The organism is Oerskovia turbata, from assembly GCF_000718325.1.
GTDB lineage: Bacteria > Actinomycetota > Actinomycetes > Actinomycetales > Cellulomonadaceae > Oerskovia > Oerskovia turbata.
In genome coordinates this window covers 226,440-251,571 of sequence record NZ_JOFV01000008.1, presented here as the reverse complement: position 1 = coordinate 251,571, position 25,132 = coordinate 226,440, and the positions used below count along the sequence as shown (strand labels likewise).

Here is a 25,132-nt window from a genome sequence, read left to right as displayed (position 1 = left end):
GGAGAAACCCCATGGCTTACACCGAGCAGGAAGTCCTCGCTGGTCTCGCGGAGATCGTCAGCGAAGAGACCGGCCTCCCCACGGACGCCGTCCTCGCCGAGAAGTCCTTCACGGACGACCTCGACATCGACTCGCTGTCGATGATGACGATCGTCACGCACGCCGAGGACAAGTTCGGCGTCCGCATCCCCGACGAAGAGGTCAAGAACCTCGCGACCGTCGGCGACGCCGTGTCCTTCATCACGGGCGCGCAGGCCTGATCTTCTGATCTGCGCCAGGTCCCGTGGACCTGGCCGGTGCGGGCCGGCGGTCGACGAACCGCCGGCCTGCCCGCCCCCCTCTCTTCCCTCTCAGACACCTGGAGCTGCCATGACCTCCCTCCGCGACGTCGTCGTCACCGGCCTCGGCGCCACCACGCCGCTCGGTGGGGACGTGGCCTCCACGTGGGCCGCCGCCCTCGCCGGGCAGTCCGGCGCCCGCCCGCTCGAGAACGACTGGGCCGAGCGCTACGAGATCCCGGTGACGTTCGCCGCCCAGATCAAGGTCAAGCCCGAGGACGTCCTCCCGCGCCCCGAGATCAAGCGCATGGACCCCTCGACGCAGTACGCGATGATCGCGGCGCGCGAGGCCTGGGCCGACGCGGGCAGTCCTGAGGTCGACGGCGACCGCCTGGGGGCGGTCGTGTCGTCGGGCATCGGTGGCATCTGGACCACGCTCGACGGCTGGGACACCCTCAAGGAGCGCGGCGCACGGCGCATGCTGCCCATGACGGTCCCCATGCTCATGCCCAACTCCCCCGCCGCGTACGTCTCGCTCGAGTTCGGGGCCCGTGCAGGTGCGCACGCGCTCGTCTCGGCCTGCGCGTCGGGCGCCGAGGCCATCGGCTACGGCATCGACATGATCCGCGCGGGTCGTGCCGACGTCGTCGTGGCCGGTGGCACCGAGGCCACGATCCACCCCATGCCGATCGCCGCGTTCGCGGCCTCGCGCACGCTGTCGCTGCGCAACGACGACCCGCAGGGCGCCTCGCGCCCCTACGACGTCGACCGTGACGGCTTCGTCATCGGTGAGGGTGCGGGCGTCGTCGTGCTGGAGAGCGCCGAGCACGCCGCGGCGCGCGGCGCACGCGTCTACGCCCGGATCGGTGGCGTGGGCCTGTCGGCCGACGCCTACCACATCACGTCACCGGACCCCGAGGGTCGCGGCCAGGTCGCGGCGATGACCCGCGCTCTCGCCGAGGCGCAGGTCGAGGCGCGCGACGTCGTGCACGTCAACGCCCACGCGACCTCGACCAAGGTCGGCGACCTCACGGAGACCCGCTCGATCCGGACCGTGCTGGGCGACGACGCGGACCACGTCCTGCTCTCGGCGACCAAGTCCATGACCGGTCACCTGCTGGGTGGTGCGGGCGCGCTCGAGACCATCTTCACGGTCAAGGCCGTGCACGAGCGCCTGGCTCCCCCGACGATCAACGTCGCGCAGCCGGACCCCGAGCTCCAGGTCCCCCTGGTGCGCGACGTCCCGGCCGAGCTCCCCGCGGGCGACATCGCCGCGATCAACAACTCGTTCGGGTTCGGCGGGCACAACGTGGCCCTCGTGGTGACGAACGCCTGACCCCTTCCGGGGCGTGAGCCCGGAGACGTGACGACGCCCGGGGGTGGACCGCGGTCCGCCCCCGGGCGTCGTCGTGCTCTGGTCGTGCGCGGTGTGTCGTGCTCGCGTCGTCCGCGAGGTCGCCCGGGATTCCGTGGGATCGTTAGCACCGGTTATCATTCCCCGAACGCGGTCGTTCGGACCGTCCTCGATGTGGAGGTACACGGTGAGCTCCGCGGGTTCCCGCACGGTCGTGCAACGCACCGCCCTGGTCGTCGTGGCCGCACTGGTCGCGTTCCACATGTTCTCGACCTTCCTCTGGGCCGCGCCCACGTCGGCGATCAACGACAAGGCCTCCCCGGTCACGTCCAAGCACATGTACCCCCTGTTCGCGCAGAACTGGCAGATCTTCGCGCCGGACCCGCAGTCGGTCGACCTGCGCGTGTGGGTGCGTGCGACCACCCAGGACGCGGCAGGAGTCGAGACCGTCTCCGAGTGGGCCAACCTGGGGGACGTCTTCAACGAGCAGGTCCGGCACCAGATCCTGCCGACGCGCACCTGGCGCATCCCGGTCAGCATGAACCGCTTCTACACGACGTCGTACAGCGCCCTCGAGGGCCAGCAGCAGGCCGTGGTCCACTCGGACCACGTCTCGGACGACGGGACCAGGGGGCGGCAGGACCTCACGCGGGCGCTCCTGGGCACGGGCATGAGCGTCAGCGGCATGGACTCGTACCTGCTGTCCGAGGACTCGCTCTACGAGTTCGGCACCCTCGCCGCGATGGACCTGTGGCCGGACGACGAGCTCGTCGCGATCCAGATGAGCACGTCCACGCAAGGCGTCGTGCCGTTCGAGCAGCGGCTCACGCCCGGCATCCAGCGCCCGGAGGAACAGTTCACCCGGCTGGGGTGGCGCGACCCGTCGCCGGTCACCCCCGAGGCCCGGGCGGGCTTCAGCGGCGTCTTCGGAGAGTGGGTCTCATGAGCAACGACACCGGTGCCGCCGGCATGACGGGTCTGTGGGCGGGCGCGACCGGGTGGCTGCGCAGCACCTGGGCGGCCGGCGAGTCCTGGATGCTCGACTCCCGCAAAGCGTCCTACGGCGTCGCGGTGCTGCGCATCGGCTTCGGTCTGGTCATCGCCGTGCAGCTCGTGGCCAACTGGGGCGACCGCAGCCTGGCGTGGGGTGCGGGGCGCTCGTTCGCGCAGGGTCGCGTCGAGGTCGACGAGTTCCCGTCGTGGCTCGACACGTTCTTCAACGGCTCGGCCCCGCCGTGGGCGTTCGACCTGCAGTACCTCGCGCTCATCGCGCTCTCGGTGCTGCTGGTGCTGGGCTGGCGCTCGCGCATCGTCATCCCGGTGCTGCTGGTGCTGTACATCGCGCTGTTCCGCACCAACGCGTACATCGGTGACGGCGGCATACAGCTCATGCGCATGGTGCTGCTGTACATGGTCTTCGTGGACACGTCGGGCCGGTGGTCCCTCGACGCCCGACGGCGGCGCGCGGCCGAGGCGGCCGGCAAGCCCTCGCGGTCCGCGTCCTGGGCATGGCTCGCCACTCTGCTGCACAACGGAGCCGTGGTGCTCATCGCGTTCCAGATCTTCGTGGTCTACGTGGCCTCGGCCATGTACAAGATCCAGGGAGGGATGTGGCAGCACGGCACCGCGATCTACTACGTGTTCCAGCTCGACGAGTTCTCGACCTGGCCCGCCCTGACCGAGGTCATGGGGCGTTCGGGCGTGCTGATCGCGATCCTCAGCTACAGCGCGGTGTTCGTGCAGCTCTTCTTCCCGTTCCTGCTGCTTCGTCGCTCGACCCGCATCCTCGCCCTCGTCGCGATCACGGGCATGCACCTGGGGATCGGTGTGCTCATGGGTCTCATGTACTTCTCGATGACGATGATCGCCATCGACGCCATCTTCATCCGGGACGTGACGTACCAGGCGGTGGAACGTCGTCTGGCACCGGTGCTGCGGCGCGGGTGGGACCGAGTGCGGCGGCGCCCCGCCACGCCGTCGGCTCCTGCCTCGCCGGGCGGTGACGGCGTCCTCCAGCCGGTCGGTGCCGTCACGGGCCCTGGCTCGGACGGGACGGACGAGGCGGAGGAGTCGTCGACGTCCCACCCGTCGGCGACTCCCCCACGAACGACGATGCCTGCCGGTTCCTAGTTGCCGGCAGGCATCGGGCGACGGTGAGGTCGCCGGGTCCCCCGTGGGGGTGAAGGCGGTGAGGCAGGGTCAGCCCACGCGGTGGAGCCAGCGCACGTTCGAGCCCTCGCCCGCGTGGCGGAAGGGCTCGAGCTCGTCGTCCCACGCCTTGCCGAGGGCCAGGTGCAGGGCGTCACGCATGGCACGGTTGTCGTGCGCGACCTCGAGGGCGGCACGCACCCGGTCCTCAGGGATCACGACGTTGCCGTGCACGTCGGTCACCGCGTGGAAGATCCCGAGGTCGGGAGTGTGGGACCAGCGGGCGCCATCGGCCCCGTGGCTGGCGTCCTCGGTGACCTCGTAGCGCAGGTGGGACCACCCGCGCAGCGCCGAGGCGAGGCGGGCACCGGTCCCCTGCGCTCCCTGCCAGGCGAGCTCGGCCCGGTAGAGGTCGCGAGCGGCAGGCTGCTCGGTCCAGTCCAGCGTGACACGCACGCCCAGGACGTTCCCAGCAGCCCACTCGAGGTGCGGGCTCAGCGCCCGGGGCGCCGAGTGCACGAAAAGAACACCGCGTGTGATGGCACCGGTCATGTCGTTCCTCCCTAGGTCGAGGTTTCGTCTTCCCCAACGTCCTCACCAGGGGTGGATCATCATGCCTGATCAACCAGCGGTATACGAGCCATATCTTGCCTGAGAGTCGACCGAATCGCGAGGGGAGGACTCCCCATGGCAATTCTCGTTCGACTGCGGTAGAGCTCCCCGGTGCGTTGCTCCCCCTATGCGGTCACGTCGCACGACAGTCGTGCTCGCTCGGGTGGACGCGACGTCCCCCTCGCCGCCGGGGCCCCGGGGGCAGGCCCGGGGAGGCCCCGGGTCGGGAGGGGGAACGTCGTCGTGCATCTCAGAGCTGGGCGCGCATCTCCCGCATGGCCTTCTTGCGGACCGCGCGGTCCAGCCGGTCGAGGTAGAGCATGCCGTCCAGGTGGTCCGTCTCGTGCTGGAGGCAACGAGCCATGAGCTCGGTCCCCTCGACCGTGATCTCGTTGCCGTCGAGGTCCATGCCCACGACCCTTGCGTACCAGGCGCGACGCGTGGGGTACCAGAGCCCGGGGACCGACAGGCAGCCCTCGTCACCGTCCTGGATCTCGTCCGAGAGCTCGACGATCTTCGGGTTGAGGACGTACCCGATCTCGTCCTCGATGTTCCACGAGAAGGCGCGCAGGTTGACACCGATCTGGTTGGCGGCCAGGCCGGCCCGGCCCTCGTGGTCGACGGTCTCGACCAGGTCAGCGACGAGCGAGCGCACCCGGTCGTCGATGGTGGTGATCTCGTCGCACGGTGTGCGGAGCACGGGGTCCGGGATCACACGGATCTCTCTCATCGCCATGGGCGCCATTCTTCCATGGCGCCCATGGCCGTCTCACATCCGTGCGTACCGGGCTCGGGCGAACGAGTACACGCCGTAGGCGGCGAAGCCGACGCCTGTGGCGGCCAGCAGGAAGGCACCGAAGGGCTGATCGCCGATGGTTCGCAGCGCCGCGTCGAGGCCGCTCGCCTTCGCCGGGTCGGCCGTCACCGCGGCGGCCACCACGAGCGCTCCGAGCACACCGAGCGCGATCCCCTTGGCGATGTACCCGACCCGCCCGAGGACGACGACGGCGTGACCGACCTGACCGCCGGCGTTGCCCTCGAGGTCCTGGAGGAAGCGCTTCTTCCAGCCCTTGACCACGTGGTAGACGCCCGCGACGACGATGCCGACCCCGACAGCACCGACGAGCAGCCGGCCTGCGCCGTTCGCGAGGAGCGACGCCGTGAGCGTGTCCTGCTGCCCACCGCTGCCCGAGCCGCTCACGACCTGGAACGTCAGTGCCCCCAGCGCCAGGTAGACGACGGCCTTGCCTGCGGACTTCGCGCGGAAAGCGGACCGCTCCTTCGCGTCGCCGCTCGTCCCCGCGATCGCCTCGAGGATCTGCCAGAGCCCGAGTGCGACGAAGGCGACGACCGCGAACCACAGCACGAACGCGCCACCGGTCGTCTCGGCGATCTCCCGGAGCGCGCCGGTCTGGTCGGCCTCTCCGCCGCCCGATCCGGTCGCGATCCGCACCGCGATGATCCCGATCATGATGTGCAGCAGACCGCTCACGGCGTACCCGGCGCGGGCCAGGACCCGCAGGCCCGTGCTCTGCTGGAGCCGCTGGGCGGTCCCTGACGTGGTGTGGTTGGTACCGGTGGGCACGATGCGTCTCCTTCTTGTCGAGCGGACGTGGCATCGTGTCACGACCCGGCGCGACTCGCTCGCCGAACGGGACGATCCAGGCCTCCGGGAGGTATGGGACGTTTCGAGACGAGTCGGCTGCTGGTGAGGCTCTGAAGCCGGCCGAGAAGGCCCGCGGCGTCTGGTCCTCGATGTCGAGAACGGGGTTGAGGTCGCCCTACCGCCCGAGGCGCTCTCTACCTCGTTCTCGACCGCACGGAACCTCGTGCTCGGCATGGACCGGCACCTGTCAGCCCGTCGTCGCCAGGTAGTCGCGCAGCACCACTGCCTGGTTGTCCTGCTCGTCCTTGGCCCCGTACAGCAGGGTCACGACCGACTGCTCGGCGACGATCGCCCGCAGGTCGGCGATCGCGGGGTTCTGGTCGAGCTCGGCACGGTAGCGCGCGACGAACTCGTCGAACAGCGCGTGGTCGTGGTGGAACCAGGTGCGCAGCGCGGTCGACGGCGCGACCTCCTTGAGCCACACGTCCACCTGGGCCCGTTCCTTGCTCAACCCCCGCGGCCACAGCCGGTCGACCAGGACGCGGCAGCCGTCCTCGGGCGTGGGGTCCGCGTAGACGCGGCGGATCTGGAGGACCATGCTTCCCATGGAACGCCGAGGAGCGACGCCCCGCACGACAAGACCGGGGACGCTGGACGGGCCGTTTCGTCGGACGTGCAGTCCGGGCTGTCGACCGCCATCCGTGCACGACCCGAACGGCACACTCGGTGTCAGCCGTCTGGTCGGACCCGGCAACCCCGGGAGAACGACCCGCGACGCAGCGCGTGGGGCACGGGTCGTTCCCGGAGGTAGGGCAGGTGGGGCTTGAACCCACGACCGGCGGATTATGAGTCCGATGCTCTGACCGACTGAGCTACTGCCCCTCGGCGGACAAGCGTACCGGCAGGCGGGCGCCGCACGGGCGTGCGGGCAGTACCGTGTCTGGCATGGCTCTGTTCGCCCGCACATCCCTGCCCGACGACGCCCGCAGGTCCCTGCGCCTCGCCCCGAAGGACGCCGTGCTCGCCTCCGCACGGCTCGTCGACGGCTCGTGGGCGGTCGCGACCCGAACCGTCCTGGCCACGACGGGGGGCGCCACGACCTCGCGCCCGTGGTGCGACGTGGACAAGGCGGGCTACGATCCGGCCACCGCGTCGATCACGATCGAGTGGGTCGACGGCGCCACTCCCCTGGTCCTGCACCTCGCCGACGTCAAGCGCACGGCGCTGGCCCAGACGGTCCGAGAGCGGGTGCAGTCGTCGGTGGTCCTCGCGGAGGTCGTGACCCTCGGTGGCGGGCGGACCGCCAAGGTCGCCGTACGCCGCGACAGCGACGGCTCGCTCTTCTCCCAGGTCGTCGCCGAGGCGGGCGTGGACCTGGAAGATGCCCGGACGCGGGCTGTGATCGACGCCGCGGAGGACCGCGTCCGATCGATGTCCGGACTACCCCTCTGATGCTGATAGAGTTTTCTCCGGTCGCCCAACCGGAGCACTTCGGAGGGTGAACGGTCCCGCGTAGCTCAGCTGGCAGAGCATCCGACTGTTAATCGGACGGTCGTAGGTTCAAGTCCTACCGCGGGAGCAGGACACGAGGCCCCTGGTCTGCGGAAACGCAGACCAGGGGCCTTCTGCATCTCTCCAGGCCCGGACTGATCTGGGGCGCCCGGCCCCCCTGCTGCAGAGGTGTGACCTTCATCGCATGGCGCCGGACGCGCGCTCGATACCCGCCGGGCTCACCTCAGGACCTGCCTCTCCAGGAGTGGGCGGCTCGACCCGTCGGGGCAAGATCGCGACGCGGAACGCGAGGTAGCGGTCCATGTTGGCGACGGCGCGGCAAGCGCCCAGCAGGAAGGCCACCGCCCCGCACAGGGCTCCGAGCCCACTGACGGCGGCGAGCGCGGCGGCCGCGACCGCGTCACCCGGGGTCGCGCCGTAGAACGAGGCGTAGTCGGATCCTCCCAGCCCGACGGCGAGGGACGCGCAGAACAGGATCAGCGCGGTGACAAGACCAGCGAGCCCCGCGACGATCAGGGCGGCACTTCGGTCGACGACGGGCACAGCGACGGCACGGGACATGGTTGATCTCCTCGGATGAGCTGACGGTGCGGGATCTCCCGCGTGGTGCCGGCCGGCGGACACCATCCTGGTCCGCGCCTGGCGCCTGTGCCGGTCGTCCACAGGTTCGTTCTCGCGTTCGCGTCGCGCGACCAGGCCACACCCGCGCCAGCGTCACCCTCGGCGGGCGGGCACGTCACCCTCGGCGGGCGGGCGCAAACCTCAGGTCCTCAGACCCTTTCGCGCAGCTCCCGGCGCTCCTTCTCGACCGACAGCAGCTCGGCGAACGCCGCACCGTAGGCGTCGGGGTCGGCGGCCGGGTCGAGGCGTTGCAGGCGGCTCTTGGCGTCCGCGACGCGCCGCGTGAGGCCCAGGTCCACGAACGCCTTGACCACGCCCTGGACGTATCCCTGGATGACGTTCTCGCGGTCCTCGGGCAGCGGCGCGACCGCGAGCTGGTTGACGATGCCCCGCACGGTCTCGGGGGCCTGCTCGATCACGTGCTCGACCCACTGCCCGGCAGGGTGCGCGGCAGCGCCCGCCATGCCCCCGGCAGCCCGGATCGCGTCGTGCACGGCCCGCCAGGCGGGTGTCGCGAAGGCCGTCTCGGAGAACTTGTCGAACTCCTCGGCTGGGACGAAGTGCGGGTATTGGAGCGCGACGACGAGCGCCTGCCGCTCAAGACGGGCCACGGGGTCGCGCGGGTCAGGCGGGGAGAAGACCGGACCCGACGGCGCCGCGGGGGCTGCGTCGTCGGGCCCGGGAGGCGCGGGGCGGGCTGGCGCCGGGAGCGTCTGGGGGACGCCCGCCTTTCCCGCTGCGGCGACCGCGCGGCGCACCGACTCGGAGTCCATGCCGATCCAGCCGGCGAGCATGCGCGCGTACTCGGGGCGCAGGGCCGTGTCACGGATGCCCGCGACGACCGGGGCCGCGGCGCGCAGCGCGGCCACCCGCCCCTCGGCGGTGTCGAGGTCGAACGTGGCGAGCGTGGTGCGGATGACGAACTCGAACAGGGGCTGTCGCCCGTCCACGAGCGCCCGCACGCCCTCGGGGCCGCGCGCCATGCGCAGCTCGCACGGGTCCATGCCGCTGGGCTCGACCGCGACGAACGTCTGGGCGTAGAAGCGCTGGTCCTCGCCGAACGCGCGGACGGCGGCCTTCTGACCGGCGGCGTCGCCGTCGAACGTGAAGACGACCTCTCCCCCGAGCGACGCGCCCGACGCGAGCTGGAGCCCGCCGCCTGCGGTCGTGTCCCCGAGGAGGCGGCGCACGATGCGCGCGTGGTCCGAGCCGAACGCCGTGCCGCACGTCGCGACGGCCGTCGTGACGCCCGACAGGTGCGCGGCCATGACGTCGGTGTACCCCTCGACGACCACGACGCGCTTGTTCTTGGCGATCTCACGCTTGGCGAGGTCGATCCCGTAGAGCACCTGGGACTTCTTGTAGAGCGTGGTCTCGGGGGTGTTGAGGTACTTGGGGCCCTGGTCCTCGTCGAAGAGCTTGCGCGCCCCGAACCCGATGGTCTCGCCCGTGACGTCGCGGATGGGCCACACGAGGCGGCCGCGGAAGCGGTCGTAGATGCCGCGCTGTCCCTGGCTCATGAGGCCCGACGCGATGAGCTCCGCCTCGGTGAAGCCGCGCCCGCGCAGGTGCCGCAGGAGCGCGTCCCAGCCGGTCGGGGCGAAGCCGACGCCGAAGCGCTCGGCGTCCGCGCGGTCGAAGCTGCGCTCGGCGAGAAAGGCGCGCGCGACCGCGGCGCCCGGTCCGAAGAGCTGCTCGGAGAAGAACTGCGAGGCCACGCGGTGCGCCTCCAGGAGCCGCTGGCGCTTGCCGGGCTCCTCGCGCGGGCGCTGCGGGCCGCCCGACTCCTCGTACCGGAGCTGGATGCCGACGCGGTCGGCCAGGTACTCGACGGCCTCCGTGAAGGTCATGCCGTCGATCTTCTGCACGAACGAGATGACGTCGCCGCCCTCGTTGCAGCCGAAGCAGTGCCAGCGCCCGACCTGGGGGCGGACGTGGAAGGACGGCGAGCGCTCGTCGTGGAAGGGGCACAACCCCTTGAGGGAGCCCACGCCAGCGGGCTTGAGAGTCACGTGCGAGGACACGATCTCGTCGATCCTCGCGCGTTCGCGCACCGCGTCGACGTCCTCGCGTCGGATCAGACCTGCCACGTGACGAGTGTAGGTGTCTTCGCGCCCCCTCGGGGCGGGCCTCGCTCTCGCGTTCCTCCCTCGTCGTCAGGCCAACAGGAGCGCCAGCGCCCTGGCCTGCGAGGCCGCGCACCGGCGCGCGTACGCGCTCGGCGTGTGACCTGTCGTGGAGACGAAGTCCACAGCGAGGTGCGCCTGGTCGTAGTACCCGACGTCGACCGCGAGCGCCGCGAGGTCCTGCCCGGGGTCGGTCGCCAGGCGCTCGGCGGCGAGGTGGACGCGGTGGCGTTGCAGGACCCACTTGGGCCCGACGCCGAGCCGCTCTCCCAGGAGGCGTTGCAGGCTGCGGGTGCTCGTCCCCGCGACGCGCGCGAGGTCGCTGACGCGGGCGTGCGGGCCGAGGTCTCCCGAGGTCACGGCGTCGAGCGCGCGGGAGACCTGGGGCAGCGCGGGGTCCGGGGCGAGCCGGTCGCGCAGGAGGTCCGCGAGGACACCGACCGCGGCCTGGTGCTGGCCGCGCTCGGCGAGCGCGAGGGCGCGCTCCCCCGCCTCGTCCGCCCCCGGACCCAGGACGTCCGACGCCGGCACGGACGTCCCGCGCGGGACGGCGAGCGCGCCGGGGCGCAGCTTGGCGGCGACGACGACGCCCGCCCCGGTGAGGGTGCGGTCGAACAGGGCGTCGGGGATGCCGTGCGCCGCGAAGCCGCTCGGCTCGGCGACGAGGTTGACGCAGGGGTGCGGGATCACGGTCTGGGTGAACGACTCCCCGACCGGCAGGTCCCAGCGCACGAGCCAGAACCAGTCGACGCGGTCCGCGAGGTCGACCGGTGCGGGCAGTCGCTCGAGCGCGAACGCCCGGCGCGCGGCCGCCGGGTCCACCACGCCGTACGTGGTGGACGGGACGCCGGGAGCGCCCGCGCCGGCGGGACTGCTCGGGGCTCCGGGTGCGCCCCCAGGTTCGTGTCGCATTCCTCCAAGACTGCCACCGAGCACCGACAGGACGATGGATCCGACGCACCACGAACCGGCAACACCCACCACTGGAGGAACCATGGACATGTCAGCCCTGCACCCGAACCTTGCCGTCTCCGACGCGCGGGCCGCGATCGACTTCTACGTCGCGGCGTTCGGCGCCGAGGTCGACGACGTCATCTCGGCCGGGGACGCGGTCATTCACTCGGACCTGCGGCTGCCCACCGCGTCGGGGTTCTCGACGTTCACGGTCGCCCAGGAGTTCCCGGGCGCGGGTTCGGTGGCACCGGATCCCGAGGGGCCGACGCCTGTGTCGTTCACGCTGCCCGTCCCCGACACCGACGCCGCCTACGCCCGGGCCATCGCGGCGGGGGCGGTGAGCACCGCTGAGCCCGCGGACTGGTTCGAGGGCTTCCGACAGGCCTCGGTACGCTGCCCCTTCGGGCACCGGTGGTACTTCACGACGGTCGCCGACTCGGTCACGGCCGAGGACGTGCAGCGCGCGAGCGACGTCTGGATGAGCGAGCAACCCGCGGGCTGAGCCTGACCCGCACGAAGCCGACGGCCGACGCCGTTGACGCCGTGATGGCCCTGACCTCTGGACGGGACTCAACGCGTCCTGCCGACCCACCTCTCGTGGAGCTGGTAGGCGCTCACGTCGGTGAGCGACGCGACCTGGTCGACGACGACCCGGAGGCGAGCGGCGTCGTCGGGCGCCTCGACCCAGTCCGCCGCGAACGGCGCCTCGAGCGCGTCCGGCGCCTTGTCGACCAGGACCTCGACGAGGTTCGCCAGGACCTCGCGCTGACGGTGGTGCAGCGGCTCCTCCTCGCGCGGGGCCATGACGTACGCGACCGCCATGCCCTTGAGCGCGAGGATCTCGGCGGACGTCGCCTCCGGGACGACCAGGCGCGCCGAGTAGCGCGTGAGGGGACCGTCGCCGTACTCCTCGCGCGTCGCGGCCTGCGCCGACCCGCTGAAGCGCCCGATGAGCTGGCTCGTCGAGTCCTTGAGGGCCGCGAGCGCCCGGCGCGACCCGTCGAACCCGCGCATCAGGTGGCCGGTGGACTCGAGCCGGGAGATCGCTGCGTCGAGCTCGTCCGCGGTGTACGCGTCGCCGTACCAGGCGCGGACCGCAGCCACGACCCGCGCCCGCTCGTCGGGGTCCGCGAGGACCGCGAGGTCGAGCTTGCCGCCCACGATCGCGTCCTCGACGTCGTGCACCGAGTAGGAGATGTCGTCGGCCAGGTCCATGACCTGCGCCTCCATGCACTTGACGTGCTCGGGGGCCCCTTCGCGCAGCCACGTGTAGACGGGCACGTCGTCGGGGTAGACGCCGAACTTGTGCGTCGTGGAGCCGTCCGCGCGCAGCGGCCCCTCGCCCCGGCGCCACGGGTACTTGACGCTCGCGTCGAGGCTCGCACGGGTCAGGTTGAGGCCTACCGGGGTACCGTCCGCGGCGAAGACCTTGGGCTCGAGACGCGTCAGGAGCCGCAGCGTCTGGGCGTTGCCCTCGAAGCCGCCGTGGTCCGCCATGATCTCCGCGAGCGCCCGCTCACCGTTGTGCCCGAACGGCGGGTGCCCCAGGTCGTGGGCCAGGCACGCGGTGTCGACGACGTCCGGGTCGCACCCGAGCGCACGCCCCATCTCCCGGCCCACCTGCGCGACCTCGAGGCTGTGCGTCAGGCGCGTGCGCACGAAGTCGTCGGAGCCCGGCCCCAGCACCTGGGTCTTGGCGCCGAGCCGACGCAGCGCCGAGGAGTGGACCACACGCGCCCGGTCGCGCTCGAAGGGCGTGCGGGCCTTGCTCTTGGGCGGCTCGGGAACCCATCGCTCGACGTCGTGGGCCGAGTATCCGAGGGCGCTTCCTGGCATCGTGTGGGGCACGGGTCCCACCCTATCGACGCGGCGGGTCACCGTGGTGCTCGTCCCCAGGGCTCCGTCGCGGGCCGCTGCGGCTCAGGCCAGCCGCCACACCCCGACGCCCGGGCCGTCGCCCGCCACGTCAAGGCCCGCGGCCGAGACGTCGAGGCCCAGGTCGCCGTACAGCCGCTCGGCGTCGGCCCCGTCGAGCAGGTGGCGCGGCAGGCGCGCCCCGGCCCAGTCGTCCCGCGCGACGACGACGAGCACGCGCTCGTCGGTCGTCTCGCGCAGGTAGGCCACGGCGTCGTCGTCGACCACGAGCCAGCGCAGTCCGCCCTCGCGCAGCGCCCGGCTCCCCCGGCGCAGCGCGACGAGCCGCCGGTAGACCTCGAACGTGCCGGGGTCCCAGCGGTCGGGGCGGTCCCACGGCATGGTCGCGCGCGCGTGCTCGCCGTTGGTGCCCGTGAGCCCCACCTCGTCGCCCGCGAACATCACGGGCGTGCCGGGGTAGGTCAGCAGGAGCGTCGCGGCGACCTCGACCATCTCGGCCGAGCCCACGATCGAGCGCAGGCGAGGGGTGTCGTGCGACCCGAGCATGTTCCACTGTCGCGACGTGACCGACCACGGCAGCACGGCGTCGAAGTCGCGCATGGTCTCGACCATGCTGCGCCCGCCGCGACGCGGCGTCGTGACGGGCAGCCCGAGGAACGGGACGGTCGAGCCGTGCGGCGCGAGCCACGTCCAGATCGGGCGCGTGAACGCCGAGTAGTTCATGTTGGCGTGCCAGCCGTCGCCCGCGAGGTCGAGCGAGGCGTCGTGGAAGTGCTCGCTCACCAGGACCGCGTCGGGGTTGATCGCGGCCATGGTCGCGCGGATCCGGCGCGCGATCTCGAGCGTGCGGTCCTCGTCGGCGTAGCGCCCCGTCATGTTCGCGACGTCGATGCGCCACCCGTCGAGCGCGAAGGGCTCCCCCAGGTAGCGCCCGACGACGGAGCCCGGCCCGTCGATCATCCTCGCCCCGAGCGTGGGCGAGCCGTAGTTGAGCTTGGGCAGCGACGCGTGCTCGAGCCAGCCCACGTACCCGGGCTCGCCCGGCGTCCAGTAGAACCAGTCGCGTTCGACGCTCGACTCGTCGGCGTGCGCGCGCTCGAACCACTCGTGGCCCGCGCCCGTGTGGTTGGTCGTGAGGTCACCGAGCAGCCGCATCCCGCGCGCGTGCACGGCCCGCGAGAGCGACGCGTACGCCTCGTCGCCGCCCAGCAGCGGGTCGACGTGGTCGAACGTGCTCGCGTCGTAGCGGTGGTTGGAGCGCCCCGGGAAGACCGGGGTCAGGTAGACCGTCCCGACGCCGAGCGCCTCGAGGTGGTCCAGGCGCTCCTCGATGCCCCGCAGGTCACCGCCGTAGTACTGCGTCCCGACGCCGGGGCCGGCCGCGAGCGGCTCGTCGTCCCAGTCGGCCGGCTGGGCCCAGTCCGGGAGCGGCCGCGCGTCAGCCTCGGCCGAGCGGGCGAACCGGTCCGGGAAGACCTGGTACACGACGCCGTCGCCCATCCACGACGGGGCAGGCGGGTGGACCGTGAGCCGGAAGTCCGCGGCGTCCGGCACGTCACGGTCGAAGAGCCCGCGGCCGTTGAGCCACCGGTACCCGCCCGGGACGTCCAGGAAGAACCGGTAGCTCGTGACCGGGTTGTGGACCAGGACGTCGGCCACGTACCAGGACTCGTGCTCGTCCTGCCGTTCGAGGCGAGCCTCCGAGAGCCGCGGCTCGCCGTCGCGCACGGTCCGCAGCCACACGGCCCGGACCTGCGCGTCGGCACCGCCGGGAACCCGTGGCACACGGACCCGGACCGGGACCACGTCCCCCAGGGCAGGCGTACCGCCGGGGACGTAGACCTCGGAGCCGTCGTGGTGCGCGGCCAGGGCGACCACCTCGCGGGGCGAGGTGGTCCTCCCGGCGGGCGTGACGTCGTCGGGCACGGTGGTGCTCATGCCTCAGCCCTTGACCGAGCCGGCCGTCAGGCCGCCCACGATGTACTTCTGCAGGTAGAGGAACAGCGCCAGCACCGGGAGCGTCGAGATGACCGCGCCCGCGGTGAACAGGCCCCAGTTCGCCTCGCGTAGCGACGAGACCCACCCGTACAGGCCGACCGCGAGCGTCCAGTTCGACTCCGAGGTCAGGATGATGCGCGCGATCATGAACTCGCCGTACGTGCTGATGAAGGACAGCAGCGCCACGACGGCCAGGATCGGTGCCACGAGACGCAGGATGATCGTCCAGTAGATCTGGGCGTGCGTCGCGCCGTCGAGCTTCGCGGCCTCGTCGAGCTCGCGCGGGACCGTGTTGAAGAACCCGTACATGAGGAACGTGTTCACGCCCAGCGCGCCACCGAGGTACACGCAGATCAGCGCCAGCTTGCTGTCCAGGCCGAGAGCCGGGACCACGTCGCCGAGGCTCAGGAGCAGCAGGAAGATCGCGATGAACGCGAGCATCTGCGGGAACATCTGGATGATGAGCAGCGACGTCAGGCCCGTGCGGCGACCCGTGAAGCGGAACCGTGAGAACGCGTACGCCGCGGCGGCACCCATGAGGACGGTGCCGACCGACGTCGCGACCGCGATCACGAGCGTGTTGAGCATCCACGTCCAGAACAGCGAGTCGCCGAGCTCCGCGTAGTTCGCCGAGCTGACGTCGGCGAAGAGCGTGTTGGAGCCCGTGAGGGTGCCGTTCTCGGACAGCGACGCCGACAGGACGTAGACCAGCGGGAACCCCGCGAACACGACCGCGACGACGCCCACGAGGTGACGCCAGCCGAGCTCGCTGAACCAGCGGCCGGGCTTCATGCGCGTGCGGCCCCCAGGAACGGACGCGCCACCGGAGGACGAGCCCGCCGAGCCGACGGGAGCGGAGACAGAGGTGGTCGCCATGTCAGTTGATCTCCTCGAACTTGCGGGTGCTCCGGAAGGCCAGGGCAGAGATGGTGCCGACGATCACGAAGATGACGATCGACAGCGCGCTCGCGAGCCCGAAGTTCTTCGGAGCCGACCCGTCGACCCCGGAGATCTGGTAGACCATCGAGATCAGGATGTCGGTGTGCCCCAGCGGCACCGAGGCGTCCCCGAACCGTGGACCACCCCCGGTGAGCATGTAGATGAGCGTGAAGTTGTTGAAGTTGAACGCGAACGACGAGATCAGCAGGGGCGCGGTCGAGATGAGCAGCAGCGGCAGCGTGACCGAGCGCCACGTGCGCCAGCGGCCGGCGCCGTCGATCTTCGCGGCCTCCATGACGTCCGACGGCAGCGACTGCAGGGCACCCGTGCAGATCAGGAACATGTAGGGGAAGCCCAGCCACAGGTTCACGAACAGCACCGAGAGCTTCGCGAGCACCGGGTCCGTGAGCCACTGGATCTCCGCCCCGCCCAGCAGGACCTCGTTGACGAAGCCGAACCGCGTGTTGAGCAGACCCGACCACAGCAGCGCCGCGAGGAAGCCCGGGATCGCGTACGGCAGGATCATGAGCACGCGGTAGATCTTGCGACCGCGCATGCGCACGTCGTTGAACGTGATCGCGAGGAACAGGCCCAGCAGGAACGTGGTCGCCACGGACCCGATCGCGAACACGAACGTCCACGCGAGGATCTTGACGAAGGGCTGCGCGTAGCGCCCGTCGGAGAAGGCGGTGACGAAGTTGTCGAACCCGACCGCCACGCGCCACCCGACGGCGAGCGTCGTGCCGTCCGCGGCCTCGAACTGGCCGTCGTCGTTGGGGGTGTAGACGGTGCCGGTCGTCGTGTCCGTCATGGTGTCGGCCGCGTCGTCGTACTCGAGCGTCGACGTGTACACGAACCCGGTCATCGCGTCCGGGGTACGGATGGACCCGGCCTCCGGGTCGTCGGACACAGGAACGCGGAGGTTCGTGACCTCCTCCTGGCGCTGGAGCACCTGACCGCGCTCGAGGACCGTGTACCCGGGGACCTCCGTCGCGCGGCCGGCCTCGACCGTCGCGTCGTCGACCACGGTCAGGGGCTGCTCGGCCGAGCCGACCTCGACGTCGCCGTCGGGCGTGACGATCGCGAAGGCGAGGGTGCCGCCGTCCTCGACGACCGTGAGCGGGGCCGACTCGGAGCCTTCGACGCGGCGCTCGTTCTGGACGAGCAGGGCCTCGATCGCCTGCTCCTTGGTCGAGTTGTGACCCGTGCCGTAGTTGGTGAAGGCGATGTAACCCGTGTAGGCCACCACGAAGATCTGGTAGGCCAGCAGGAAGATCAGGCCAGGCAGGATGTACTTGAGCGGCAGCGCGCGCTTGGAGAAGTAGACCCAGTTGGCCGCGACCAGCATGGCCGCCGACGCGGCGAGGATGCCGTACGACTCGGCCGTCCACGCGGACCAGACCACGTACACGCCCAGCGCGTCGATGACCGCCATGAGGGCGAGCTTGGCGAAGAACCCGGGGCTGTAGTTCCGGGCGTGCGACCCGTCGCGGTCCCGGCGCGGGCGCGCCCTGCGCGGCCCCTCGGGCGGCCCGGAGTCCTCCGGAGCGCCGACGGCGGTGTCGGTGGGCGTGATCTGTGGGGCGGACATCGAGCCTCCGTAGTCGTGCGACACGGGTACCGGCCCGCGTCATGGGGCTGGCGCAGCGCCGCTCGTGCGGGGTGCGCCGACGACCCGCGGCCGTGGCGCCCGGTGGGGCGCCACGGCCAGGGTGTCAGGTGATCAGGAACCGATCGCTGCCTGGATGTCGGCGATCATCTTGTCCCAGGTGGTGATCGGGTCGGCGCCGCCGACGATCGCTGCCTCGGTCACGCCCCAGAAGCTCCACACGGACGCCATCTCGGGGATGGAGGGCATGGGCAGGGCGTCGGCACCGACGGCACGGAAGCCGGCGATGATCGGGTCCTCCGCGGCGGCCTTGTCGGCCGAGACGGTGAGGGCCGGCGAACGGTTGCCCGCCTTGTACAGGGCCGTCTGGGCCTCCTCGGTCGAGAGGAAGTTGACGAGGAAGTCGTTGGCGACGAGCGCGTTCTTGCTCTGGTTGCTCAGGTAGAAGCCCTGGACGCCCACGAACGGCTGGGCGGCCTGGCCACCGGCACTGGGGATCGGGTCGATCGCGAGGTTCAGACCCTCGAACGACTCGATCATCCACGGGCCGCCGACGATGAAGGGCGACTCGCCGTTCTTGAAGGCCTCGACCGCGATGTCGTACGTCGTGTCCTGGCTGAGCGTGCCGGCTGCGCCCTGCGCGCCGAGCCACGTCGCGAAGGCCTGCCCCTCGGGGCCGCCCATCGCGAGCTCGGAGCTGTAGGAGCCGTCGTCGTTCTGCGTGAACACCGGGGCGCCGAACGAGGTCTGCAGGGGGTAGTGGGTGTAGGGGTCCCCGTCGGCGCCGTCCGACTGGACGAGGATGGGGAACCTGGTCCCGGCGGCCTGACCGGCGGCGACGGCCTCGTCCCACGTGGCGGGTGCTGCCGGTGCGAGCGCGGTGTTGCGGATGAGGGCGATGTTCTCGGTCGCGTAGGGCAGGCCGTAGACCTGTCCGTCCTGCGTGAAGGCCTCGATCGAGACCTTCTCGAACTCGGCGGCCTTGTCGCCCAGCTCGAGCGGTGCGACGACACCGTTGGTCGTGAACTCGCCGAGCCAGTCGTGCGCGCCGACCGTGATGTCGGGGCCCTTGCCCGTGGGGACCTGCGCGAGGAAGTCCGCGCGGATGTCGTCGAAGTTCTTGAGGACGACCTCGACCGTGGTGCCGGTCTCGGTCTCGAAGGCCTTCGCCGCGTCGGTGACCGCGGCCTGGCGGGTCTCGTCGACCCAGACCGTCAGCGCACCGGTCGAGCCGGCCGTGTCCTCGGACCCCGTGGTCGGGTCGTCTCCGCTACCGCCGCCGGAGCAGGCTGTGAGCGCCAGCGTGGTGCCGAGCGCTGCGGCAAGAAGGATGCTCCGTCGCATCTGAGTCACTCCCAAGCATTCGAGATGTCAGCCGAGGGTGGCGAACCTGCCGTCCTCGGCCCTGATGGGGACGACCGTACGATGCCGGGTAGCCATGATGCAAGCGCTTGCGGTAACTTTCATGCAACGCATTGCACATCACGGTGAAACAGCTCATCGCGCACCGCCTCCGGGACTGCGACATCCAGCCCGCGAGCAACCAGGACGAGGAGGTCCGGTGTCCCCTACACTCCCCCACGTGCGTACCCGTCTCACAGATCTGGCCGAGCAGGCCGGCGTCAGCACTGCGACGGTCTCGCGCGTCCTCAACGGCAAGGTCGGCGTCGCGAGCGAGACGCGCCAGGCCGTCCTCGCCGCACTCGACCTCCTCGGGTACGAACGCCCGGAGAAGCTCCGCAACCGGTCGGCCGGCCTGGTGGGACTGATCGTCCCGGAGCTCACGAACCCCGTCTTCCCCGCGTTCGCCCAGGTCGTCGAGTCGCTGCTCTCGGAGCACGGATACACGCCCCTGCTGTGCACGCAGTCACCGGGCGGCACCACCGAGGACGAGTACGTCGAGATGCTGCTCGACCACGCGGTCGACGGCATCGTCTTCATCTCGGGCCTGCACGCCGACACCCAGGCGAGCCACGAGCGCTACGAGCGCCTGCGCAGCCGCGGCATGCCCATCGTGCTGGTCAACGGCTACGCGCCGGGCGTGGACGCCCCGTTCGTCTCGCCCGACGACGTCGCGAGCGTCGAGCTCTCGGTCCGTCACCTGCAGTCGCTGGGCCACCGCAGGATCGGTCTCGCGATCGGTCCGGGACGCTTCGTCCCGGCTCAGCGCAAGCTCGCGAGCTTCGCGGACGCCCTCGTGCGGCACGGGCTGATCGAGGACACCGACCGGGCCTCCGAGCACATCGTGGTCACGCTCTTCACGGTCGAGGGCGGGCAGGCCGCGGCCGGTGAGCTCATCGACTCGGGGCACACCGCGATCGTGTGCGGCTCGGACCTCATGGCGCTCGGCGCCATCCGTGCCGCACGGTCGCGCGGGCTGCGCGTCCCCGAGGACGTGTCGGTCGTCGGCTACGACGACTCCCCGCTCATCGCGTTCACCGACCCGCCGCTCACGACCGTGCGCCAGCCGGTCGCCGCGATGGGACAGGCGGCCATCAGCGCGCTGCTCACGGAGATCTCCGGAGAGCGGGCCCCGCGCTCGGAGCTGCTGTTCCAGCCGGAGCTGATCGTGCGCGGATCGACGGGCGCCGCGCCGAGCGCTCGACTCGACAACCCCTAGCCGTAAGCGCTTACACTCGGACGACGGCTCGACGCGGCAGTCCTCCTGTCGCACCCCGGTCGCCGTTCCGGTGCCTCGTCGCCGTTCCGGTGTTCCCGGGGCGCCTCGCGCCCGGATCCCCGCTCGGACCGTCGCACCGCAGCCGGTGCGACGCCCCGGCGGCACCCAGAGCTCGCAGCACCCCGCCACACCCCGCACAGTGAGGACCTGTACTCCATGTCTCGTATCGATTCGACCGCGCCGACCGAGGTCGACTCCGCCACGGCGCTCACCGCCACCCAGCTCGTCCACGCGGCCCACGAAGGCCCCGGCGAGTGGTGGCGCGACGCCGTGATCTACCAGGTCTACCCGCGCTCCTTCGCGGACGGCAACGGTGACGGGATCGGCGACCTGCCCGGGGTGACCGCCCGCCTGCCGCACCTCAAGGCCCTGGGGATCGACGCCGTCTGGCTCTCGCCCTTCTACCGGTCCCCGCAGAAGGACGCCGGCTACGACGTGTCCGACTACCGCGACGTCGACCCGCTGTTCGGCACGCTCGCCGACTTCGACGAGATGCTCGCGACGGCGCACGGCATGGGCATCCGCGTGATCGTCGACGTCGTCCCGAACCACACCTCGGACCAGCACGCCTGGTTCGTCGAAGCCCTCGCCGCGCCCGAGGGCTCCCCCGCACGTGCTCGCTACCTCTTCCGCGAGGGCAAGGGCGAGAACGGCGAGCTGCCCCCCAACAACTGGCAGTCCATCTTCGGCGGCCCGGCCTGGACCCGCGTGACCGCGGGCGCCGACGCGCACGTCGTGACCGGCGCCGAGGGCGAGGTGCCCGGTCAGTGGTACCTGCACATGTTCGACTCGACCCAGCCCGACCTCGACTGGACCAACCCCGAGGTCCGCGCCGAGTTCGAGGACGTCCTGCGCTTCTGGCTCGACAAGGGCGTGGACGGCTTCCGCATCGACGTCGCGCACGGCATGGTCAAGGCCGACGGCCTGCCCGACTGGGACGGCACCGTCTCGATGGTCGAGGGCACCGACACGGGCGCCCCCGAGGACGGCTCGACCGGCGCCGGCAACTCGGGCCCCATGTTCGACCAGGACGGCGTGCACGACATCTACCGCGCGTGGCACAAGGTCCTCGCCGAGTACGACGGCGACCGCGCCCTCGTGGCCGAGGCCTGGGTCGAGCCGCTCTCGCGCCTCGCCCGCTACGTGCGCCCCGACGAGATGCACCAGGCCTTCAACTTCTCGTTCCTCACCACGGCCTGGGACGCGGCCCCGCTGCGTGCGGTCGTCGCGGCCTCGCTCGACGCGTCCGACGAGGTCGGCGCACCCACGACGTGGGTCCTGTCGAACCACGACGTCGTGCGCCACCCCTCGCGCCTGGGCCTCGCCGAGCCGGGCCTGCGCCCCAACGGGATCTTCGCGCACGAGCCCCAGCCCGACGAGGAGCTCGGTCTGCGCCGCGCCCGCGCCGCGAGCCTGCTCATGCTCGGCCTGCCGGGCAGCTCGTACCTGTACCAGGGCGAGGAGCTCGGCCTGCCCGAGCACACCTCGCTCCCGAACGAGGTCCGCGAGGACCCCGCATTCTTCCGCACCGAGGGCGCCGAGGCGGGTCGCGACGGCTGCCGCGTGCCGCTCCCCTGGGAGGCAGAGGCCCCGGGTCTCGGGTTCGGCCCCACGGGCAAGACCTGGCTCCCCCAGCCCGAGTCGTACAGGACCCTCGCGGCCGACGCGCAGTACGGCGTCGCCGGCTCGACGTTCGAGATGTACAAGGCCGCGCTCGAGATCCGCAAGGCCGAGAACCTCGGCGCGGGCTCGCTCGCCTGGGTCGACGCCTACGCGAACTCCACGGACGTCATCGCGTTCCGCAACGGTGACGTGGTCGTCCTGGCGAACCTGGGCTCCGAGCCCGTCGTCCTGCCCCGCGGCACGCAGGTCCTGGTCGAGAGCGGCCCGACGGTCACCGACCGCAGCGCCGACCCGCAGGTCCGCGTCCCAGCGGACACCACGGTGTGGTTCCGCGCGTGACCCGGTAGCACTGGCGGCTCGACGGCCCGCATGACGACGGCCCGGTGCCGGAGGACGTCCTCCGGCACCGGGCCGTCGTCATGACTGCCGGGTCGTCAGCCGCCGGAGACGCTCAGCTCGGCCTCGCGCAGCTTCTCCTCGAACTCCTCGGAGAGCTCGCGCGAGTCGAGCCAGCCGTACGGCAGGTGGGGCTTCTTGGGCGACCCCGCGCGTCCGCGCTGCCCCTCGGCGGCCTCGCCCGGGTAGGGCTGGTCGAGGTCGAGCGCGTCGAGCTTGCCGCGCAGCTCCTCGAGGGTCGAGACCATCGCGAGGCCCTGACGCGCCTCGCCACCCACCGCGTATCCCTTGAGGTACCAGGCCATGTGCTTGCGCAGGTCGCGCATGCCCTTGCCCTCGTCCCCGCCGAAGTACTCGATCATGAGCTCGCCGTGGCGGTAGACGGTCTCGGCGACCTCACGCAGCCCGGGCGTCACGCGCGCGTCCGAGCCGGAGAAGGCCGCGGCCAGGTCCGCGAAGAGCCAGGGCCGCCCCTGGCACCCGCGCCCGACGACGACGCCGTCGCACCCCGTCTCTCGCACCATGCGCACGGCGTCCTCGGCCGACCAGATGTCACCGTTGCCGAGGACCGGGATCTCGGTCACGGTCTCCTTGAGGCGCGCGATGGCCGACCAGTCCGCGGTGCCGCTGTAGTAGTCGGCGGCGGTCCGCGCGTGCAGGGCCACGGCCGCGACACCCTCGCGCTGGGCGATGAGTCCGGCCTCGAGGTACGTCAGGTGGTCCTCGTCGATGCCCTTGCGCATCTTGATCGTGACGGGCACGCCGTACGGCTCGGCGGCCTTGACCGCGGCACGCACGATCGAGGTGAACAGGTCCCGCTTCCACGGCAGCGCCGAGCCGCCGCCCTTGCGCGTGACCTTGGGCACGGGGCAACCGAAGTTGAGGTCGACGTGGTCAGCCCGGTCCTCGCCCGCGATGATCGTGACCGCGGCGCCGACCGTCGCGGGGTCCACGCCGTAGACCTGGGCCGAGCGGGTCTTCTCGTCGTCCTCGAACGTGACGATGCGCAGCGACTCCTCGTTGCGCTCGACGAGCGCGCGGCTGGTCACCATCTCGGCGACGTACAGGCCCGCGCCGTGCTCGCGGCACAGCCGGCGGAAGGCGGCGTTGGTCACGCCCGCCATGGGGGCCAGGACCACGGGGGTCTCGACGACGTGGGGCCCGATCCGCAGGGGCGGCAGCACGTGTCCGGTTGCGGGCGCCGGGGTCTCGGGCGCACGCGTGGCGTCGGAAAGGGTGGGGAGGGTCACCGGCCCATCCTCCCACCATCACCCCGGATGCCGAAAAACGCTGAGTGCGGAGTTCTTGCGCGACACGCCGGGCGTGTCGCGCAAGAACTCCGCACTCAGCGGTAGATCAGTCCGTGCGTCAGGCGCCGAGGAGGCGCGCTGCCAGGTACGCGGTGACCTGGTCGAGCGCGACGCGCTCCTGCGCCATGGTGTCGCGGTGGCGGATCGTCACGGCCTGGTCGTCGAGCGTGTCGAAGTCGACCGTGATGCAGAACGGCGTGCCGATCTCGTCCTGACGGCGGTAGCGGCGGCCGATCGCCCCGGCGTCGTCGAAGTCGACGTTCCAGAACGTGCGCAGCTCGGCGGCCAGGTCGCGCGCCTTGGGCGAGAGCTGCTCGTTGCGGCTGAGCGGAAGGACCGCGGCCTTGACGGGCGCGAGGCGCGGGTCGAGCCTGAGCACCGTGCGGACGTCGGTGCCGCCCTTCGCGTTGGGCGCCTCCTCCTCGTGGTAGGACTCGACGAGGAAGGCCATGAGCGAACGCGTCAGGCCCGCGGCGGGCTCGATGACGTACGGCACGTACTTCTCGTTCGTGACCGGGTCACGGTAGGTGAGGTCCTTGCCGGAGTGCTCGGAGTGCGTCTTGAGGTCGAAGTCGGTGCGGTTCGCGACGCCCTCGAGCTCGCCCCACTCGGAGCCCTTGAAGCCGAAGCGGTACTCGATGTCCACCGTGCGGGTCGAGTAGTGCGACAGCTTCTCCTTCGGGTGCTCGTAGAGACGCAGGTTGTCGCGGTCGATGCCGAGGTCGACGTACCAGTTGGTGCGCAGGTCGATCCAGTACTGGTGCCACTCCTCGTCCGTCCCGGGCTCGACGAAGAACTCCATCTCCATCTGCTCGAACTCGCGCGTGCGGAAGATGAAGTTGCCCGGCGTGATCTCGTTGCGGAACGACTTGCCGATCTGGCCGATGCCGAACGGCGGCTTCTTGCGGGCCGCGCCGACGACGTTCTGGAAGTTCACGAAGATGCCCTGCGCGGTCTCGGGGCGCAGGTAGTGCATCCCGGACTCGTCCTCGACGGGGCCGAGGTACGTCTTGAGCATCATGTTGAAGTCGCGGGGCTCGGTCCACTGGCCGCGCGTGCCGCAGTTGGGGCACACGATCTCGGCGAGGCCGCCCTCGGGGGCGCGGCCCTTCTTCTCCTCGAACTCCTCGATCATCTGGTCCTCGCGGAACCGCTTGTGGCACGAGAGGCACTCGGTGAGCGGGTCGGTGAAGACGCCGACGTGGCCCGAGGCGACCCAGACCTCGCGCGGGAGGATCACCGAGGAGTCGAGGCCCACCACGTCGTCACGGCTCGTGACCATGGTGCGCCACCACTGCTTCTTGATGTTCTCCTTGAGCTCGGTCCCGAGCGGCCCGTAGTCCCAGGCGGACCGGGTACCGCCGTAGATCTCGCCCGAGGGGAAGACGAACCCGCGCCGCTTGGCGAGGGAGACGACGGCATCGAGTCGAGAAGGCGCAGTGGCCACAGTTGATCACTCCAGGGAATCGTGCGTACCCCGCACGTGGCTTC

At 71.2% G+C, this 25,132-nt stretch carries 22 protein-coding genes and 2 tRNA genes; 9 read left to right on the top strand and 15 right to left on the bottom strand.

Annotated features, from left to right (window positions below; all coding sequences use genetic code 11):
• Positions 1–11: 11 nt before the first annotated feature.
• The 4 genes from IE95_RS0111040 (at position 12) to IE95_RS0111025 (ending at position 3,762) form a co-directional block, all read left to right on the top strand.
• Complete coding sequence (locus IE95_RS0111040) at positions 12–260, top strand: acyl carrier protein (RefSeq protein WP_030151686.1); 249 nt, start codon at positions 12–14, stop codon at positions 258–260.
• Positions 261–369: 109 nt separating this feature from the next.
• The gene (gene fabF / locus IE95_RS0111035; protein ID WP_030151685.1) at positions 370–1,614 is read left to right on the top strand and encodes a beta-ketoacyl-ACP synthase II; all 1,245 of its coding nucleotides are present in this window, start codon (positions 370–372) and stop codon (positions 1,612–1,614) included.
• A 205-nt stretch (positions 1,615–1,819) separates the two neighbouring features.
• Complete coding sequence (locus IE95_RS0111030) at positions 1,820–2,578, top strand: DUF5819 family protein (protein ID WP_129429466.1); 759 nt, start codon at positions 1,820–1,822, stop codon at positions 2,576–2,578.
• On the top strand, positions 2,575–3,762 hold the full coding sequence (locus IE95_RS0111025) for an HTTM domain-containing protein (protein WP_129429467.1): 1,188 nt from the start codon (positions 2,575–2,577) through the stop codon (positions 3,760–3,762). Before IE95_RS0111030 ends, IE95_RS0111025 begins: the two co-directional genes overlap by 4 nt.
• Positions 3,763–3,831: 69 nt before the next feature.
• On the opposite strand, the gene IE95_RS0111020 is transcribed toward IE95_RS0111025, so the two are convergent.
• From IE95_RS0111020 to IE95_RS0111000, 5 genes are all read right to left on the bottom strand, one after another.
• Positions 3,832–4,332 (bottom strand): DUF3145 domain-containing protein, encoded by a 501-nt coding sequence (locus tag IE95_RS0111020; protein ID WP_030151682.1) that lies wholly within the window; start codon positions 4,330–4,332, stop codon positions 3,832–3,834.
• Between the two features lie 310 nt (positions 4,333–4,642).
• Positions 4,643–5,128 carry a peptide deformylase gene (def, locus tag IE95_RS0111015; RefSeq protein ID WP_030151681.1) on the bottom strand — a complete coding sequence of 162 codons (486 nt, stop codon included), beginning with the start codon at positions 5,126–5,128 and terminating at the stop codon, positions 4,643–4,645.
• Positions 5,129–5,161: 33 nt separating this feature from the next.
• Positions 5,162–5,977: a DUF1206 domain-containing protein gene (locus IE95_RS0111010; protein ID WP_030151680.1), complete on the bottom strand. Its 816-nt coding sequence runs from the start codon at positions 5,975–5,977 to the stop codon at positions 5,162–5,164.
• Positions 5,978–6,245: 268 nt separating this feature from the next.
• Entirely contained in the window at positions 6,246–6,596 is a 351-nt protein-coding gene (locus IE95_RS0111005; protein WP_030151679.1) for a DUF488 domain-containing protein, read from the bottom strand.
• 210 nt (positions 6,597–6,806) lie between these two features.
• A tRNA-Ile gene (locus IE95_RS0111000) sits at positions 6,807–6,880 on the bottom strand.
• A gap of 63 nt (positions 6,881–6,943) precedes the next feature.
• Between IE95_RS0111000 and IE95_RS0110995 the strand changes: the two genes are divergently transcribed.
• Both IE95_RS0110995 and IE95_RS0110990 read left to right on the top strand, forming a co-directional pair.
• A complete protein-coding gene (locus IE95_RS0110995; RefSeq protein ID WP_030151678.1) occupies positions 6,944–7,450 on the top strand; it encodes a hypothetical protein in 507 nt (168 codons plus the stop codon).
• A gap of 54 nt (positions 7,451–7,504) precedes the next feature.
• Positions 7,505–7,577 (top strand) — tRNA-Asn (locus IE95_RS0110990).
• 110 nt (positions 7,578–7,687) lie between these two features.
• Here the strand turns inward: IE95_RS0110990 and IE95_RS0110985 are convergent.
• The 3 genes from IE95_RS0110985 to IE95_RS0110975 all read right to left on the bottom strand — a co-directional run bounded on the left by IE95_RS0110985 (position 7,688) and on the right by IE95_RS0110975 (position 11,169).
• Entirely contained in the window at positions 7,688–8,071 is a 384-nt protein-coding gene (locus IE95_RS0110985; protein ID WP_030151677.1) for a hypothetical protein, read from the bottom strand.
• Between the two features lie 209 nt (positions 8,072–8,280).
• Positions 8,281–10,221, bottom strand: coding sequence for a DNA primase (dnaG, locus tag IE95_RS0110980; protein ID WP_030151676.1), 1,941 nt, complete (start codon positions 10,219–10,221; stop codon positions 8,281–8,283).
• A 66-nt stretch (positions 10,222–10,287) separates the two neighbouring features.
• Positions 10,288–11,169 carry a helix-turn-helix domain-containing protein gene (locus IE95_RS0110975; protein ID WP_164984099.1) on the bottom strand — a complete coding sequence of 294 codons (882 nt, stop codon included), beginning with the start codon at positions 11,167–11,169 and terminating at the stop codon, positions 10,288–10,290.
• An 88-nt stretch (positions 11,170–11,257) separates the two neighbouring features.
• Here IE95_RS0110975 and IE95_RS0110970 point away from each other — a divergent pair, with 88 nt between their 5' ends.
• On the top strand, positions 11,258–11,713 hold the full coding sequence (locus IE95_RS0110970) for a VOC family protein (RefSeq protein ID WP_129429471.1): 456 nt from the start codon (positions 11,258–11,260) through the stop codon (positions 11,711–11,713).
• 68 nt (positions 11,714–11,781) lie between these two features.
• Here IE95_RS0110970 and IE95_RS0110965 read toward each other — a convergent pair whose 3' ends face one another.
• From IE95_RS0110965 to IE95_RS0110945, 5 genes are all read right to left on the bottom strand, one after another.
• Complete coding sequence (locus tag IE95_RS0110965) at positions 11,782–13,047, bottom strand: deoxyguanosinetriphosphate triphosphohydrolase (RefSeq protein ID WP_030151673.1); 1,266 nt, start codon at positions 13,045–13,047, stop codon at positions 11,782–11,784.
• Positions 13,048–13,131: 84 nt separating this feature from the next.
• On the bottom strand, positions 13,132–15,024 hold the full coding sequence (locus IE95_RS0110960) for a glycoside hydrolase family 13 protein (protein ID WP_084690131.1): 1,893 nt from the start codon (positions 15,022–15,024) through the stop codon (positions 13,132–13,134).
• Positions 15,025–15,027: 3 nt separating this feature from the next.
• Entirely contained in the window at positions 15,028–15,960 is a 933-nt protein-coding gene (locus tag IE95_RS0110955; RefSeq protein WP_030151671.1) for a sugar ABC transporter permease, read from the bottom strand.
• Position 15,961: 1 nt separating this feature from the next.
• A complete protein-coding gene (locus IE95_RS0110950; protein WP_030151670.1) occupies positions 15,962–17,614 on the bottom strand; it encodes an ABC transporter permease subunit in 1,653 nt (550 codons plus the stop codon).
• A 132-nt stretch (positions 17,615–17,746) separates the two neighbouring features.
• A complete protein-coding gene (locus tag IE95_RS0110945) occupies positions 17,747–18,976 on the bottom strand; it encodes a sugar ABC transporter substrate-binding protein (protein ID WP_030151669.1) in 1,230 nt (409 codons plus the stop codon).
• A gap of 238 nt (positions 18,977–19,214) precedes the next feature.
• Here IE95_RS0110945 and IE95_RS0110940 point away from each other — a divergent pair, with 238 nt between their 5' ends.
• Positions 19,215–20,252, top strand: coding sequence for a LacI family DNA-binding transcriptional regulator (locus IE95_RS0110940; RefSeq protein ID WP_240666151.1), 1,038 nt, complete (start codon positions 19,215–19,217; stop codon positions 20,250–20,252).
• A 216-nt stretch (positions 20,253–20,468) separates the two neighbouring features.
• Positions 20,469–22,274 (top strand): glycoside hydrolase family 13 protein, encoded by a 1,806-nt coding sequence (locus IE95_RS0110935; RefSeq protein ID WP_030151667.1) that lies wholly within the window; start codon positions 20,469–20,471, stop codon positions 22,272–22,274.
• Between the two features lie 95 nt (positions 22,275–22,369).
• Here the strand turns inward: IE95_RS0110935 and dusB are convergent, their stop codons facing one another.
• Together dusB and IE95_RS0110925 are read right to left on the bottom strand one after the other, a co-directional pair.
• The gene (dusB, locus tag IE95_RS0110930; protein ID WP_030151666.1) at positions 22,370–23,581 is read right to left on the bottom strand and encodes a tRNA dihydrouridine synthase DusB; all 1,212 of its coding nucleotides are present in this window, start codon (positions 23,579–23,581) and stop codon (positions 22,370–22,372) included.
• 118 nt (positions 23,582–23,699) lie between these two features.
• Positions 23,700–25,088 (bottom strand): glycine--tRNA ligase, encoded by a 1,389-nt coding sequence (locus IE95_RS0110925; RefSeq protein ID WP_030151665.1) that lies wholly within the window; start codon positions 25,086–25,088, stop codon positions 23,700–23,702.
• Positions 25,089–25,132 lie beyond the last annotated feature (44 nt).

What these genes read in the sequence shown, in the direction of transcription:
- IE95_RS0111040 (WP_030151686.1), top strand. Translation starts at nt 12, where the DNA reads ATGGCTTACACCGAGCAGGAAGTCCTCGCTGGTCTCGCGGAGATCGTC.
- fabF (WP_030151685.1), top strand. Translation starts at nt 370, where the DNA reads ATGACCTCCCTCCGCGACGTCGTCGTCACCGGCCTCGGCGCCACCACG.
- IE95_RS0111025 (WP_129429467.1), top strand. Translation starts at nt 2,575, where the DNA reads ATGAGCAACGACACCGGTGCCGCCGGCATGACGGGTCTGTGGGCGGGC.
- IE95_RS0111020 (WP_030151682.1), bottom strand. Translation starts at nt 4,332, where the DNA reads ATGACCGGTGCCATCACACGCGGTGTTCTTTTCGTGCACTCGGCGCCC.
- def (WP_030151681.1), bottom strand. Translation starts at nt 5,128, where the DNA reads ATGGCGATGAGAGAGATCCGTGTGATCCCGGACCCCGTGCTCCGCACA.
- IE95_RS0111005 (WP_030151679.1), bottom strand. Translation starts at nt 6,596, where the DNA reads ATGGTCCTCCAGATCCGCCGCGTCTACGCGGACCCCACGCCCGAGGAC.
- IE95_RS0110995 (WP_030151678.1), top strand. Translation starts at nt 6,944, where the DNA reads ATGGCTCTGTTCGCCCGCACATCCCTGCCCGACGACGCCCGCAGGTCC.
- IE95_RS0110985 (WP_030151677.1), bottom strand. Translation starts at nt 8,071, where the DNA reads ATGTCCCGTGCCGTCGCTGTGCCCGTCGTCGACCGAAGTGCCGCCCTG.
- IE95_RS0110975 (WP_164984099.1), bottom strand. Translation starts at nt 11,169, where the DNA reads ATGCGACACGAACCTGGGGGCGCACCCGGAGCCCCGAGCAGTCCCGCC.
- IE95_RS0110970 (WP_129429471.1), top strand. Translation starts at nt 11,258, where the DNA reads ATGTCAGCCCTGCACCCGAACCTTGCCGTCTCCGACGCGCGGGCCGCG.
- IE95_RS0110965 (WP_030151673.1), bottom strand. Translation starts at nt 13,047, where the DNA reads ATGCCAGGAAGCGCCCTCGGATACTCGGCCCACGACGTCGAGCGATGG.
- IE95_RS0110960 (WP_084690131.1), bottom strand. Translation starts at nt 15,024, where the DNA reads ATGAGCACCACCGTGCCCGACGACGTCACGCCCGCCGGGAGGACCACC.
- IE95_RS0110955 (WP_030151671.1), bottom strand. Translation starts at nt 15,960, where the DNA reads ATGGCGACCACCTCTGTCTCCGCTCCCGTCGGCTCGGCGGGCTCGTCC.
- IE95_RS0110950 (WP_030151670.1), bottom strand. Translation starts at nt 17,614, where the DNA reads ATGTCCGCCCCACAGATCACGCCCACCGACACCGCCGTCGGCGCTCCG.
- IE95_RS0110945 (WP_030151669.1), bottom strand. Translation starts at nt 18,976, where the DNA reads ATGCGACGGAGCATCCTTCTTGCCGCAGCGCTCGGCACCACGCTGGCG.
- IE95_RS0110935 (WP_030151667.1), top strand. Translation starts at nt 20,469, where the DNA reads ATGTCTCGTATCGATTCGACCGCGCCGACCGAGGTCGACTCCGCCACG.